16 protein-coding genes are annotated in these 12,967 nt (G+C 32.7%); 3 read left to right on the forward strand and 13 right to left on the reverse strand.

What is annotated here, in order from left to right; genetic code table 11:
• Positions 1-267: 267 nt before the first annotated feature.
• Together BBI01_RS19085 and BBI01_RS19090 are read right to left on the reverse strand one after the other, a co-directional pair.
• The gene (locus BBI01_RS19085) at positions 268-615 is read right to left on the reverse strand and encodes a DUF7222 domain-containing protein (protein WP_123862180.1); all 348 of its coding nucleotides are present in this window, start codon (positions 613-615) and stop codon (positions 268-270) included.
• Between the two features lie 504 nt (positions 616-1,119).
• Positions 1,120-1,479 (reverse strand): DUF6876 family protein, encoded by a 360-nt coding sequence (locus tag BBI01_RS19090; protein WP_065396233.1) that lies wholly within the window; start codon positions 1,477-1,479, stop codon positions 1,120-1,122.
• A gap of 422 nt (positions 1,480-1,901) precedes the next feature.
• On the opposite strand from BBI01_RS19090, the gene BBI01_RS22405 reads away from it, so the two are divergent.
• Positions 1,902-2,507 (forward strand): HNH endonuclease, encoded by a 606-nt coding sequence (locus BBI01_RS22405; protein ID WP_123862181.1) that lies wholly within the window; start codon positions 1,902-1,904, stop codon positions 2,505-2,507.
• A 143-nt stretch (positions 2,508-2,650) separates the two neighbouring features.
• Here the strand turns inward: BBI01_RS22405 and BBI01_RS19105 are convergent, their stop codons facing one another.
• From BBI01_RS19105 to BBI01_RS19135, 7 genes are read right to left on the reverse strand one after another with little or no spacing between them, the layout of a single operon-like run.
• Complete coding sequence (locus tag BBI01_RS19105; RefSeq protein WP_185114365.1) at positions 2,651-3,484, reverse strand: PRTRC system ThiF family protein; 834 nt, start codon at positions 3,482-3,484, stop codon at positions 2,651-2,653.
• Positions 3,484-4,230 carry a PRTRC system protein B gene (locus BBI01_RS19110; protein WP_065396284.1) on the reverse strand — a complete coding sequence of 249 codons (747 nt, stop codon included), beginning with the start codon at positions 4,228-4,230 and terminating at the stop codon, positions 3,484-3,486. Before BBI01_RS19110 ends, BBI01_RS19105 begins: the two co-directional genes overlap by 1 nt.
• Positions 4,231-4,240: 10 nt before the next feature.
• Entirely contained in the window at positions 4,241-5,431 is a 1,191-nt protein-coding gene (locus BBI01_RS19115) for a hypothetical protein (RefSeq protein WP_065396235.1), read from the reverse strand.
• A gap of 32 nt (positions 5,432-5,463) precedes the next feature.
• The gene (locus tag BBI01_RS19120) at positions 5,464-5,682 is read right to left on the reverse strand and encodes a PRTRC system protein C (protein WP_065396236.1); all 219 of its coding nucleotides are present in this window, start codon (positions 5,680-5,682) and stop codon (positions 5,464-5,466) included.
• 11 nt (positions 5,683-5,693) lie between these two features.
• Positions 5,694-6,245 (reverse strand): PRTRC system protein E, encoded by a 552-nt coding sequence (locus tag BBI01_RS19125; protein WP_065396237.1) that lies wholly within the window; start codon positions 6,243-6,245, stop codon positions 5,694-5,696.
• A gap of 14 nt (positions 6,246-6,259) precedes the next feature.
• A complete protein-coding gene (locus BBI01_RS19130) occupies positions 6,260-6,691 on the reverse strand; it encodes a hypothetical protein (RefSeq protein ID WP_065396238.1) in 432 nt (143 codons plus the stop codon).
• Positions 6,692-6,708: 17 nt separating this feature from the next.
• Positions 6,709-7,110: a single-stranded DNA-binding protein gene (locus BBI01_RS19135; RefSeq protein ID WP_065396239.1), complete on the reverse strand. Its 402-nt coding sequence runs from the start codon at positions 7,108-7,110 to the stop codon at positions 6,709-6,711.
• Positions 7,111-8,292: 1,182 nt separating this feature from the next.
• Between BBI01_RS19135 and BBI01_RS19140 the strand changes: the two genes are divergently transcribed.
• On the forward strand, positions 8,293-9,090 hold the full coding sequence (locus BBI01_RS19140) for a phage tail-like protein (RefSeq protein ID WP_065396240.1): 798 nt from the start codon (positions 8,293-8,295) through the stop codon (positions 9,088-9,090).
• Positions 9,091-9,129: 39 nt separating this feature from the next.
• Positions 9,130-10,224 (forward strand): phage tail-like protein, encoded by a 1,095-nt coding sequence (locus tag BBI01_RS19145; protein WP_065396241.1) that lies wholly within the window; start codon positions 9,130-9,132, stop codon positions 10,222-10,224.
• A 54-nt stretch (positions 10,225-10,278) separates the two neighbouring features.
• Here the strand turns inward: BBI01_RS19145 and BBI01_RS19150 are convergent, their stop codons facing one another.
• The 4 genes from BBI01_RS19150 to BBI01_RS19165 are packed head-to-tail and all read right to left on the reverse strand — an operon-like array spanning position 10,279 to position 12,953.
• Complete coding sequence (locus BBI01_RS19150; protein ID WP_065396242.1) at positions 10,279-11,115, reverse strand: DUF8464 domain-containing protein; 837 nt, start codon at positions 11,113-11,115, stop codon at positions 10,279-10,281.
• Positions 11,116-11,149: 34 nt separating this feature from the next.
• Complete coding sequence (locus tag BBI01_RS19155; protein WP_065396243.1) at positions 11,150-12,241, reverse strand: hypothetical protein; 1,092 nt, start codon at positions 12,239-12,241, stop codon at positions 11,150-11,152.
• A gap of 11 nt (positions 12,242-12,252) precedes the next feature.
• A complete protein-coding gene (locus BBI01_RS19160) occupies positions 12,253-12,591 on the reverse strand; it encodes a DUF3853 family protein (protein ID WP_228394040.1) in 339 nt (112 codons plus the stop codon).
• An 11-nt stretch (positions 12,592-12,602) separates the two neighbouring features.
• Complete coding sequence (locus BBI01_RS19165) at positions 12,603-12,953, reverse strand: helix-turn-helix domain-containing protein (protein WP_065396244.1); 351 nt, start codon at positions 12,951-12,953, stop codon at positions 12,603-12,605.
• Positions 12,954-12,967 lie beyond the last annotated feature (14 nt).

Consider the following 12,967-nt stretch of genomic DNA (forward strand, 5'->3'; position numbering starts at 1 on the left):
GATTTTAATATGAAAAGAATTATAAAATTTGTGGTGTACGGAGCTTTAGCGTTTTACATATTTCTGTTTTCGTTCATCGGTACGACCACAGACAATAATAATGCAAGAAAAATATCAATAACTCTATTTGTTATCGTCGTTGGCTGGAATGTCTTTAAGTCACCTATTAAAAGGAACTTGAAGAAAATATTTAATAAAAATTCTTGACGATAATAATTAAGGCTGCCTTATGGCAGCCTTTTAAATTTTAATCTTTTTAGTATCTCACTACTCTTCTAAGTAGTTTATTAATTCACTCATCATATTTTCCCAAGCGAACCAAGTATACCAATTTTGAAGTTGCATCGTATCGGATGGTTTATCTAAAGGTTGTCCGATTTCTTCTTCAAATGTTGAAAGCTGTTCAATTATCAACCAAATATTACTTTTTGCAAATCTGCAGGTTTCAGAATAATATATCATTCCAGGAACAGCTCCGGTATTGGCAGCATAATAATCATTGGGATATTGCTTTACTTTTTCAAATGAAAGTCCTCCTTGGTTCCAAACTTTCCTAAAAAGTTCAGGGTTTGAGCAATTTTTAAAAAAATCTGTAAGTGTTTTTCTTGATTTCATAATTTGAATTTTAGGGGTGATAGATTTCTCATTTTTATTGAGCGACATTTTATTTTTCTTTGCTCAATGACCAGAGAAATACTAATTCGACTAAAACCGAAATGACTTTAAGAATGTAGGCTTTGAAATCTTTTTGTCCGCAGGATTATGGAGTGTCTGAAAAATCAAAAGAAGAATGAAAGTGGTTTTTTAGAAACCCAAAAAGATTTTTTTTGATGAAGTAGTGTTTCTAATTTTGCAAATAGAAAAAGAATTTGCTCGATAAAAAGAAAGAAAAATCCAGACTAACCGTGAAACAATGATAAATTCAAAAAAATAGTAGTGAAGGAAACTATCAAATAGCCGATTGAAACTTTTACAAAATTATGCTGAAACGATACGTTAAATGATGGCGAAACGAAAATAATTTATGTTGAAAGTTTGGTTAGATTCAACTGATGTTTCAAGTATTTGTTATACTTTTTTAAATAAATACGATTACCTATACATCGTGAGGTTAAAAATTTAATGTTCGCTTGGAAGTAGTAATACATCACCTTCTTTCCAAATGGTAAATTCCTGAAAGAAAAAATCAGAGAAGGGAATTTCTCTTTTTAACAATTCATTCTCATTTCCATCTGTGGCGGAGACCTGAAATCTATTTCCATCTAATCTTTCGATTTTCCAAACTTGAAAGTCTTCTTTTCTAAATTTCTCATAGAATTGATAAGAGACGATAATATCAATAAACCAATAACATTTTTCCTCATCAGCTACCGTCTTAACGCCATCTGTCAGTAGAAGTCCAAGAAGGTAGGAGTAATAATGTTCTGTGCAATAAAATTGATTGTAAAAATCATTAGCTGAAATAGTTGGATTTTTCATAGTTGTAAAATTTTAGATTATTATTCATTAATTAATTTTGAGCTAAGTCAGATTTAATTTTTCTGACTACTTTGAGCGTTTTTCTTTGCTTTCCTTCAGAGAAATTCCATTTCAGCCAAAACCGAAATGACATATGGAATGCAGGCTGCGAAATCTTTTTGTCCGACGGATTTAGGAGTGTTTGTAAAATTTATTTTAGGGACTAAAGGAAATTTTATAGATGCCCTAAAAGATTTTTTTAGAGCAGAAATAGGATTTCTACTTTTGCAATTGAAAAACAACAAACAGAAGAGAAAAATAATGTCATCAGCGACAACCGTTCAATGTCATCTAACATCGAAAATTTGTATATTTGAAAGCAGCCTAAGATGCAAGATTAGCTATATTGATGCGAATAAGTAAAAGGCCGTAAAATGTTTGAGATGGAATGCAAAAGATGTAACGAAAGTTCTTTAAAGCTTTATTATGAGACAGATTTTCACGATATTTATATTTGTAACAACTGTGAATTTCAGATAATAAAAAAGTTTGATGACTGCTGTCAGAATCCTGACCTGATTGTAGTAAATGATAATAAATTTTTTCCGAACTTCAGATTGTATCATCAATGCAGAAAATGTGGTGGAGCTAAAAGAAATTTTCCTTTGAAATATACTGCTGATATCGAAATACGAGGAGAATTTGATTTGGAATATTTTGAGGAATGGCGTACAAATGTCAATAGAGATAAAAACTTGGCGTACGAATCTGTTTCATATTCCAACTATCTAACATCACCGCAGGGCAAGTATCACAAATATTTGGATTCGCCTGAATGGAAAGCTAAAAGACAATTGGTCTTTGAAAGAGATGAAAATCTTTGTCAGGAATGTAAATCCGCACCAGCATTCCACGTTCATCATTTAACCTATGCAAATATATTCAATGAAAAGCTTGAGGATTTATTATCGGTATGTGCAGAGTGCCATTCTAAAATCCATCATCAGGAACTAATGGATAAAATCAATAGTTTAAAGGAAAGGAAATAAATATAAATTATCGAAGTGCAACCTCTTTTTAAAATATATGGAATGAGAAAGGATGGAAATATTTTAAAATGTGGTTGCTCCATACACGCAAAAATGCGTTTCCGACCAAAGGGAGGAATTGCATTTTTGCCACCTGATTTTCATCAGGCAACTTTTATGGGTTGAGAATTGAAGTTTTTGAGATTTAGAAAAAAGCCTCTGTTTTCGGTCATTCCGTTCCTGAATAGATTCCACAAAAGAGAACCTCCCATTTGAGCCAAAGTAGAATTAATAAATAGGTCTTGTTTTTCCAGAGCTTCAGCCAAACTACAACTTGGAGTATCGTCTTCCGTTTCCGATTGTTTTAGTAGTGTTCCAAATTCGTCTGTTATAAATTTTAGTTTTGATACAGTTTCAAATTTTTTAGAATCAGGCTGTCTAATATCCCCTATCGTCGAGAGCAAAACCTGTCCACTAAATTTACTGTTTCCGAAATCCATCCAATACTTAGCAGTGTTGCCATACAGATAAGTAGTGTCGAGAGTTCTTAAAACATCTGCAATTTCAAATCTTGTTTGTACATTGTCCACACAGGATACAAAAATATTTGCAGTCAGGCTGTGAGAGATTTTACCGAATTCATCTTTACGAAATCTATGATTTTCCGCTTTCCAATTTGTTCCAAAAAATCTGTTTGTTCTGTTGATTAGAGCTGTCGCCTTGTAAAGCCCCAATTCACTTTCCGCAAAAAGCTGTCTGCCAAGATTCGGTTCTTCAACTTTATCATCATCCCACAAACGAACAAAAAATCCCGGATGTTCCAGTTCAGTTAAAGCGTGATTAATTCTTCCCAAAACAGTAAGCATTTGTGAACCTGTTCCTCCTGCTCCAATCAAGTTTATAGTTATTGGGTTTGTAGGCTGAATAAAATTGTTGAATGTAAAATGTACTTTAGGTTTGCTATTTATATCGAAAACATTATCTTTTTTAAATTCCATTACAATAGATTTTTTAATTTGAGATTTGACTTGATTAACACATCGTTTGGAAAAGGCTTCTGATTTTTGATAAGTTCTTTCCAAAGATTAACACAATTACCATTAATTGGGTTATGATTAAACATTAAATGGCTGAAATAAGAATTGAAAAAATTGTATTCCCAAGTTTCAATAAACTCTTCGAGAGAGGAAGATTTTTTAATTCTTGCGTTGACAGTCCCCATACATACACTTCCACTACTATTAACATTAAAAAATGGTGCGTGAAACAGTTCAGTGTTTTCATTTGGACGTAGGTCATCATCTAGTGCATAGATTTTCAGATGCTGTTTATCCGCACACCATAATAGTGCAGGAACTTTTGCTGTTCCATTTGGAATATTTAAATCTTTGACAAAATAAAGTTCTCGTTCCCCACTTTCTGTAAACCATATCACCTTTCCGTTTTCGGTATTGTCGATAGAAAGTATATTTGAAGATAGTACACCTTTAGGTTTTAGAAATTCTTTTTCTTTCCGATTCTGAACATTTAGTTTTTTTGCCAAATTTTTGGCTTCATTGACTGTTAATGGATGGGCATTTAATGGGTTTCCATTTTCATCCATATCAAAATATTCGACATAGGTTTCTGAAACTCTTTCATCACTCTCGTAAAAAACCAATGCGCATTTTGGATGATAAAGCATTCCAAAGTCATTTGTTATATCCAAGACCTCACTATCTTGCTCATTACTTCTATTCTTCATATCTAACTTTTTATTGATTGGAATAATCCTCAAACACTTTCGCTAACCGATTGATAATCTCAAAAACAGAATTTTCAAAATCGAGACTATCACCCGAAACATTACTACCATTGAAAATTTTATAGATAATTGGTTCTTGAATATCTCCATACTGATTGAACTCATTGTTTACAGTATCTACGATGTTATCATACACCCATCCCCTGCTGTCAGCAAAAAATGACACATATTTTTCTATCGAAATAACAGTTTCATCATCTTCATAATTATCTTCATCAAAATCTTTCAGCTCGGTATTGTTGTTTAGGTAAACATTTCTATAGATACGTTCGTTTGGAAAATTGATAAATAGTTCAAAAGCTTTTTGGGCAATCTCCAAGCATTCTTTTTCAAAATCTCCGTAAGGCTTAAATGATTCAATACGATTTTGAAAAAAATTAAGATTTTCAACATTCGAAATCTTCTGTTCCATAAAATCCCCAATGACCTCAGCTTTCTTCAACTGCTTTTTATAGATTGAATCTTCATCCAATTCCTCGTCTTGGTCAAGCCAATCCTCAAGCATTTCGTACAACCAAAACAGATAAGAACTTTCCTGCCTGTAATATGGAATATCTACGCTTTGATACAAGTAGGTACAAACCGATAATAATAGTTGAGCCGTTTTTCTGTCTTTTCTACTGTGGAGCATTTTATAAAGAGGCACGACAGGTATATAGAATAAGGTCATTCCTGTGTTACATCTTTCCTCACTTACAAAGTAAATATCATTTCCCTTTTTCTTTAAAGTGATGTCCTGCCAATTTTTTATCTTCTTTTTTATTTGCTTTTGAGAATGGAAAAAGGATAAACTCAAATTATAGGGAAATTCCAAATTAGTATGTACAAATTGAGAAATATTATAATGTTCAGACATTTGGGAAAGGGATTTAAAAAAATCCCTCTCCATCTTGTTTTTCTTTCTTTGACTTAGTGAATTTGCCATTTCATTTTCTTTCAGCTTTGGTAAAAAAGTTGTTTTTAGAAAAGCATTGGAATTTGATTCAGCGGAACGGATTTTCTTTTGTCTCTTTGGATTTCCGAACTGTCCTTGTCCTGCTTCATCCACTTCATAAATTCTCCTACCTGTCGATGAAGCCGTTTTTGCTTTTGTTCTTCGGGGAGTAGTATTTTTCCTGATATTACATTCTTTTGCATTCATAAATATTTACTGAAATTAAAAAAGTTGAAACATTATCCTTTTGTTCCCATAACACTTTCAAACTGATACTGAACAGCATCGTCTTTTATTTGAGGTGCGGAGACTTTAGCAGTTGTAAGGATCGGATAAGTATTTGCATAAAAATTCATTACTGCTTCCACACTCCATTTTGGTTCGGGGTCAGTTAAACGGATTTCCTGTCCGTTATCTTTCAAAATAAAAACTCTATCTAATTGCTTTGCGAGTAACATAATTAAGATTGTTAAGGATTAGAAATTTGTTGTGCTTGTTGTGGTTCAGTAAACAAATTATGAGCGAAATGAGCCTCATATTCATCCTGTTTTTTTCTTATGACGTCCACATACTGTGGAAATTCAGAAACTTTGGGAAGCGTTGACCAAGCTTCTTTATGTTTTCCCTCTGATGCAAGTTGCTCAGCTTTCTGTAAGGCATCATTATATTTTTTGTCTTTCCCCTCTTTCTCTTTCTTCTCCTTATCTGATTTTTCCTTTTCCATTGCCGATTTTTTCTTTGCTTCCTCAACCTGTTTCATAAAGCCCTCCATATCTACCATTAATCCCGATACAGTTTGCAAAGGATTTGCTACTTTTTCGAAAAACCCATTATCTAATTCTTCGGCAGTCCCTCTCAAATTAAGAGGTGGAATTAATTTTCTTGCTTTGTCTCCACATTGCTCATTAATGAGCAATATGGATAATACGAAGCCACTTTCCTCTGTTGCACGGAGCGTCAACTGTAAATCACCTGTTAGATTTAATTTAACAATCTGTCTAAAAAAATTGGTCTGTACCATAATTTAAATTGGTGTTAGTATGTTAATTGTTTCAATGAAAACTTGATTGTCCAATATTCTTCTCCCAAGTGCTTTTCAAAAGCATTGTAAATAGCAGTGCCATCATTAAAAACCTGCATTTGATAATTCCTCAAAATAAAATCCAAAGGTTTTAGTTCGCTTATTTCATCATCGTCAGTCTCGACAAAAAAAATTTGCTTTTCAGAAAACCACTCTTTTAATTCGGGGAATCTATCATCTGAAAATCGAAAAAAATCAATTGCTTCATCTTTGTAGTTAAGCCATTTAAAAAAGTCATCAGTTTTAAAAGGCTCGACTGCATCAAGCCGTTCCTTACAGATTTGTTTCCATTGTTCTGTTGTGTGAATAATTGCAAAATCAGAGAATTCACTGTTATCAATTGATTTGATAAAAAGGTAATCTGTTGGTGTAAGGGATATTTTCATTATTTAAAAATTTAAAATTAAAAAGGTAGATCATCATCTTTATCTTCAAGTAAAGCTTTTGAGTTCTGTGGCTGTGAACTTGAGGTATTGTCAATTACACTATCTGACTTAAATCCTCCACCGTGAACTTTGATAAGTGAAGTAAGAAAATTCAATCCTGAACGAATTTCTCCATCTTTGCCAATCCAAGCACTTGCGCTCGGTTTACCAGTCAACTCAACTAAAGTACCTTTAGTAAGAATTTTTGCCACATTTGAACTAATCCAATATGAGCAGTTGTAGAATGTAGTTTGGTCTACTCTTTCTCCTTGTTTGTTTTTATAACTATCATTGATAGCTACTGAAAAGTTTACAACTTTTTTGTCGTTTGCTAATGCGTTAACTTCTGCGTTTTTTGTAATTCTGCCTACGATGTTCATAATTTTTGATTTAAATGTTAATAATTATTATTGTTGTGTAAATTTTTTTCGAGTGAATTGATTTGGTATCGAGGACACTCGTTTTTCTTTTTTTTATTTTTCCATATTGGAAAAGACTTTATTTTTTGATTTTTATAATAATTCCGAAGATGTCAATGAGCGTTTTTGAATTGATTCGTATAACTGAGGTCGCTGTTTTTCTTTGCCTATGATTATAGAAAAGAAGATGGTACACAAAACCCTATCCCATCAAAGAAGTAGAAGAAAATTGTTACTAGGGCTTGAAATTTTTTTGTCCGGAGGATTTAGGAGTGTCTGAAAATAATCTTGTAGCTGGCGAAAAGATTTTTTTAGAAACCCAAAAAGATTTTTTTGAGTGAAAGCTTCTGTTCTACATTTGCAACAGTAAAAACAAAACAACAGTTAGACTAATTCAAAAAATGTTTATTAACTATCTCAAATACTGTAAAAATCAAAGGACTGTATCTGTTTACAATAGTTTATAACAGATAGTACATAAGATGTAAAGTATGTGAAAAATTATCTTTTTTTTTTCCTTATAAGCAAAACATCCTACTAAAATCCTTTTAAATAAAAAATTAACTTTTATTTACTTTTATAAATACTTTTATAAATTATAGGTACTAAGCTTTCACAAGTGTTTTACTCCATTTACTCAATGAGTGCTTTTCCGATATTGACATCAGTGCCTTTCCGAGTTTCAAATAAGTGCTTTTCCTAAATACTTACTTAAATCAGATGAGTGCTTTTCCGAAGTTAAAGGAGCTTAGAGTAAAACTTATTCACAATCCTTGTAACTATTTAGTAAAAAGGAGCGCTTTTCCGAATTCTTATCTATTCTCGCAAAATTTTAAGTCTATAATCTAAAATGATGAGTGCTTTTCCGAATTTGTGATGAGCGCTTTTCCGAGATAGAATGAGTGCTTTTCCGAAATAGAAGAAAAGAGTTTCAAAATTGTCCTGACTTACCATTAATACAATCGCAACAAGCCATAAATAGTCTTTCAATAATCATAGTAATCATTTTGAATAGTCTTCTTAATAGCACTAATCATTTTATAACTTCTTAAAAAGTCAAAGTGATGATAAAAGCAGCGGTTATTTCTATCATAAACCACTATTACTGAATTTTGCAAAGACATTTCCAAAAATTGATTTCTAATGAGAAACAAATTTCTACTACTACTTTTTATTGCTTTCAGTGCATATACTTACTCACAGGTTGGAATCAACACTTCATCACCGGAGACAACTTTTGAGGTTGTTGGTAAAGGAGACGACTTAAGTCATTACGACGGTATTCTTCCTCCCCGAATCTCAGGTAATCAATTATCTAAGAAAACATATACCTCTTCAAAAAAAGGTACAGTGATATTCGTTACTAATCCTCCAACGGTTTTGGCTGGGCAAGTCATCAATATTTTAGAAGCCGGTTTATATTACTTTGACGGAAACAATTGGCAATCACTTTCAAAAGATACCGATCCCATAGAATATTATATATCATTAAGACTAGACTCTGAAAGTACCTCAGCTTTAGCAGCCGAATCAAAGTGGTCAGAACCAAGAGATCAATGGGGTAACATCAACAATTATAAAACCTCTACAAAATACTACACGGTTGGAACTAAAAATTATGGTGACCTAAAAGGGTTTATTACATTCAGGAAAATTCAAGGTATTGTAAATGTTCGTTTTCAAATCTACAGACCTTATGGAGCTGGATCGGTTAGTGAAAATGTTTTTATAAATATTGGAGACATATTTAGCGATATAGGCTACATCCCTAATCAGATTGTTTTGCTACATAATGAAAATTCGACCCAGTATTTTCCCGCTTTACTTGAAAATTTTTCTTTGCAAATACCATTTAGTTCAATGAACTTAATATCGGCTTCGTCATATACCTATGGAGAAGTTCAGGGGTATTCTAATTGGAGAAAACCATATTTAAAGTAAGATTCTAAAAACCACAATGAATTAAAATCAAAAAACAAAATGAAAAACAATTTTCTAAAATTAGCTTTATTATTAGTAACCACTCATTTATTTTCACAGGTCGGTATTAATACTCAGAGTCCGAAAGCTACCTTAGAAGTAGTTGGAAAGCCAAATGACATCAATCATTATGATGGAATTATTCCACCCCGAATCACAGGTGACTTGTTAGCTGCAAAAATCTTTTCTTTTGAACAAAAAGGAGCTTTAGTTTTTGTGACGACACCAGCTTCTAACTTAACTGGTCAAGTAATTAATCTTGAAAGGTCAGGGCTTTACTGTTTTGATGGTCAACAATGGATTCCTGTCCTGCAAAGTGATCCATTAGAAATTGTTGCACTACGAGGTAACACTTCTTCGGTTAAATTAATCGTAAAAAACAACCTGGAACTTGATTTTGACCAAAAAGAAAATTACATATTAGGAAAGTCTAGAAGCACAATTACAGGTGATTACAACTCTATTTACGCTACAGATTCAAACATTACGTCAGGAAAGGGAAATTCAGCAAGCGCCTATGCGATGTCTCAAGGCGAGATCACTGGTAAATTGAATTACGGAGCTGGAGTATCAGCCTTAAATGGAATTGCTAACGGAGTAATTTCGGGAAACAGAAACATCGGGATTGGTGCCGGAGCGATGTCGTATATTACTTCAGGGAATGATAACATATCAATAGGCTATTTATCAGGAACAGGAAACAGAACGGGTTCCAATAATGTATTTATTGGAGTTGGTGCTGGTAGCCCAGCAGCCGGAAATAGAAGTATCAGTAATAAATTGGCGATCCATTCTACTCCTGTAACAACTAATGCTAATAATTTTTGGGATAGTATTACAAATAACTATACCGATTATAAGTTTGCTTTAATCTCTGGTGACTTCTCTGAGAGATGGTTAAATATCAATGGAAAATTAAGTGTCACTCCCTCCCAAATGCCAGATGCAGACGGAGATTCGTCATACACAAAAAAAGTGGTTGCAAGGGCTGACGGTTCATTTGGATTTGCAACTGAAGTTATCCCTCCACCACCTACAAATGGAACATTCATACTAAAAAGCGTAAATGGATTACCTGAATGGGTAATACAATAAATAAAAGTTTTAAATAAACCGCTACTAAATTTAGTAGCGGTTTATTCAAAATAATCATCGACAAAGCCATTTGTTTAAGTCTTCATAATCCTTGTAGAACTGGGAACAATCTTCAATATTATTATGAAAAAGGCTAATATTTTCTATCGCAGTCTTCCCTGCGCTATCATTATCAAGAAAGAGTGATAGTTTCTCATAGCTGCATAAAATATCCCTTGCAAGAAAAAGCATTGAAGTAGAATTTAGTATCAAATAATCTGTCTCTGAGGAAGAAATATTCTTTTCTATGACTTTATAGGAGAGATAGTCAAAAAAACCTTCGAACACAACCACTTCAGTGTTTTGCGATTCTTCCGATTTAATTAAGGTTACATCCTTTGGACCTAAACAAATTTTAGAATATTTGCTTCGTATTTCATATCCTCCGGAATTGTTTCGAAAAGCAATTCCAAAGTACTTTCTCTTGTTAATAATGTAATGTGCTTCTTTGGCAAAAATTTTACTATTGACGACTTTTCGTGATTCCAGATATTGTAATAATGCAGGATGTTGTATATCGATTATTTTAGATATATCGTAAGATGAAAGGTCTTTACTTTCGATATTATTGTCAAGAGGTTTTAAAACATCAAATCTTTGCAGATAAATTAACGCTTCAGAAACATTGCACCTGTTCTTTACTTGAACAATTGAAATCACATCGTAACTTTTTCCCGTTCCAAAATCAAATGCTGTATTTTTAACAAAATCTACTGAAAGACTAGGCGTTTTTTCATCTCTATCCAAAGCAAAATAGGTTGCCGTTCTTCTATTCTCCTTTACGGGTAACAGACCGTATGATTCTAAGACGTCCCGAATACTGATTCGTTGCTTAATTTGCTCACAGTTCATTTTTTCTCTTTAATAAATAAATGCTAGTGTTAATCTACAATATCACTGGATAACCGTCCGGCAATAACTTGCCCATCCTAGTAGTTCTATACAACTCTATCATTATCTGTTGTAACTCTGTCAAAAAGTGTTTCCCTTTAATATCATCCGACTTTCGTTTCTTACTTCTATTAGTTTTAATGAAGTAGCTGTAAGATTTTTCGATAAGATTTCTCGTTTGGATCAAGTTGCGATATTGAAAAGAAAACTGCTGCATTTCCTTCTCCCCAATAGTATATCTTTTCTTGAAATAATTAATGCGATATGTTACATACAAATGCTCCCTATCCACAACAACGTCTGTCTGTTGTAATAACTTAGTAGAATAAGGTTTGATAGAGATCGTATCAGCTTTATATTTAAAATTAAAAGACAGAGAACTATACTTATCAAGATTTAATTTGACAGGTTTTAAAAATTTAAAACAAAAATCATTTGCCGTTCTGTAGTTTAAATCAAATTTAGAATTAAAGGTAGAAAGTTTCAAAGCGGTCCCAGTTTGAGGTACTTTCGAAAGCCAAATCGCAAAAATAATATGCTTATTGTTTTTGATATTATACACTAAGTGATAAAGCATATAATTGTACTCAGGGATAACAATAAGCTTTTTCAACCAGTAACTGCTAATGAGAAAAGATGTATAACCTCTTTCATCATAAGTTGGGGTAGATATAAGACCTGCAAAAGTCTTAATTTCTTTGCCTTTGCTGTTCAAAGATTTGTACCAGCCCATTTTGAATTTGGTCAAGAATTCGTAAGCGGTGATAACCTGTTTTGATGAACCACTTGGTGATATCTTGCTATTTTTTATTTTTAATAAGGCAAACGTATTATTTTCCGTTTCAAATTCCTCATCGAATAAGGAAAGTTGTTTTGGGCGATCTTCTGGTCTAAATTGCTCATTGCTGATAATACTTATGATATTGAAAATGACTCTCAATGCATTAATTGGGATATCTGCTGCTTGATTATTTTCATCAAATATAAAATCATCTACAAAACTATTTCCGAGACGGATATTATCCAAAACCCTATCGTTACTGAATTCTTTGCGGATAATTTTCGGACTTACTTCTCTATGTAACATTACCTACAACATTATTCAAAATTACTCTTAACAATAGAGGACGAATCATTAAGAAGGCTCAAAGCTTTTTGCACGTCTACAATTATTTTCCTTCCATCCTGGACAATTGCGTTATTGATTTTACCACTTCTCTTCAATCTGGTAGCTGATGAAACACTACATCCTAAAAGATTGGCAATTCCTTTTAGTCCATACACATACTTTTCATTGCCTATTTTATGCATTGCTCCACTTCTGTTTGTTCGATTAGATAAATAGACATTTTCGTATTTAAGCAATTTTATCAACTCATCGCCCGTCATTTGCCAAACAAACTTTCCCTTTAATGATTTAATTTCCTGTGACATCATATGAGTAAAACTTAATTATGATTTTTTCTTCGATTAGATTTAAAATCAGCCTCGCACTCTTCAGTAATCTCCTGTAGAGTCTTTTTCTTACCTTTTGAAATCCAACTTAACAATTCATCTTCAAAAAAATACAGTTTCTTTCCATTTTTATAACAGGGTATTTTTCTTTTTCTGACCAAGGTGTAAATAGTTGGTTTTGCTTTTCCAATCAATGCTGACACCTCATTAATACCAATAGGAACTTTTTTGGGAACGACGACAACGTCCTCCTTTTTAACCAACAGCTTTATCTCCGCTAATTCTCTAATAAGAAATGCTACCGCTTGGGGTAGATTTTCAAATGAAATCTCTTTCAAATCCATAATAATTGATTTTG

Origin of the sequence: Chryseobacterium artocarpi (genome assembly GCF_001684975.1) — a bacterium.
GTDB lineage: Bacteria > Bacteroidota > Bacteroidia > Flavobacteriales > Weeksellaceae > Chryseobacterium > Chryseobacterium artocarpi.

Excerpts from the sequence above, each read along its gene's own strand:
- BBI01_RS19085 (WP_123862180.1), bottom strand. The coding sequence starts at position 615 with ATGAAATCAAGAAAAACACTTACAGATTTTTTTAAAAATTGCTCAAAC.
- BBI01_RS19090 (WP_065396233.1), bottom strand. The coding sequence starts at position 1,479 with ATGAAAAATCCAACTATTTCAGCTAATGATTTTTACAATCAATTTTAT.
- BBI01_RS22405 (WP_123862181.1), top strand. The coding sequence starts at position 1,902 with ATGGAATGCAAAAGATGTAACGAAAGTTCTTTAAAGCTTTATTATGAG.
- BBI01_RS19105 (WP_185114365.1), bottom strand. The coding sequence starts at position 3,484 with ATGGAATTTAAAAAAGATAATGTTTTCGATATAAATAGCAAACCTAAA.
- BBI01_RS19110 (WP_065396284.1), bottom strand. The coding sequence starts at position 4,230 with ATGAAGAATAGAAGTAATGAGCAAGATAGTGAGGTCTTGGATATAACA.
- BBI01_RS19115 (WP_065396235.1), bottom strand. The coding sequence starts at position 5,431 with ATGAATGCAAAAGAATGTAATATCAGGAAAAATACTACTCCCCGAAGA.
- BBI01_RS19120 (WP_065396236.1), bottom strand. The coding sequence starts at position 5,682 with ATGTTACTCGCAAAGCAATTAGATAGAGTTTTTATTTTGAAAGATAAC.
- BBI01_RS19125 (WP_065396237.1), bottom strand. The coding sequence starts at position 6,245 with ATGGTACAGACCAATTTTTTTAGACAGATTGTTAAATTAAATCTAACA.
- BBI01_RS19130 (WP_065396238.1), bottom strand. The coding sequence starts at position 6,691 with ATGAAAATATCCCTTACACCAACAGATTACCTTTTTATCAAATCAATT.
- BBI01_RS19135 (WP_065396239.1), bottom strand. The coding sequence starts at position 7,110 with ATGAACATCGTAGGCAGAATTACAAAAAACGCAGAAGTTAACGCATTA.
- BBI01_RS19140 (WP_065396240.1), top strand. The coding sequence starts at position 8,293 with ATGAGAAACAAATTTCTACTACTACTTTTTATTGCTTTCAGTGCATAT.
- BBI01_RS19145 (WP_065396241.1), top strand. The coding sequence starts at position 9,130 with ATGAAAAACAATTTTCTAAAATTAGCTTTATTATTAGTAACCACTCAT.
- BBI01_RS19150 (WP_065396242.1), bottom strand. The coding sequence starts at position 11,115 with ATGAACTGTGAGCAAATTAAGCAACGAATCAGTATTCGGGACGTCTTA.
- BBI01_RS19155 (WP_065396243.1), bottom strand. The coding sequence starts at position 12,241 with ATGTTACATAGAGAAGTAAGTCCGAAAATTATCCGCAAAGAATTCAGT.
- BBI01_RS19160 (WP_228394040.1), bottom strand. The coding sequence starts at position 12,591 with ATGATGTCACAGGAAATTAAATCATTAAAGGGAAAGTTTGTTTGGCAA.
- BBI01_RS19165 (WP_065396244.1), bottom strand. The coding sequence starts at position 12,953 with ATGGATTTGAAAGAGATTTCATTTGAAAATCTACCCCAAGCGGTAGCA.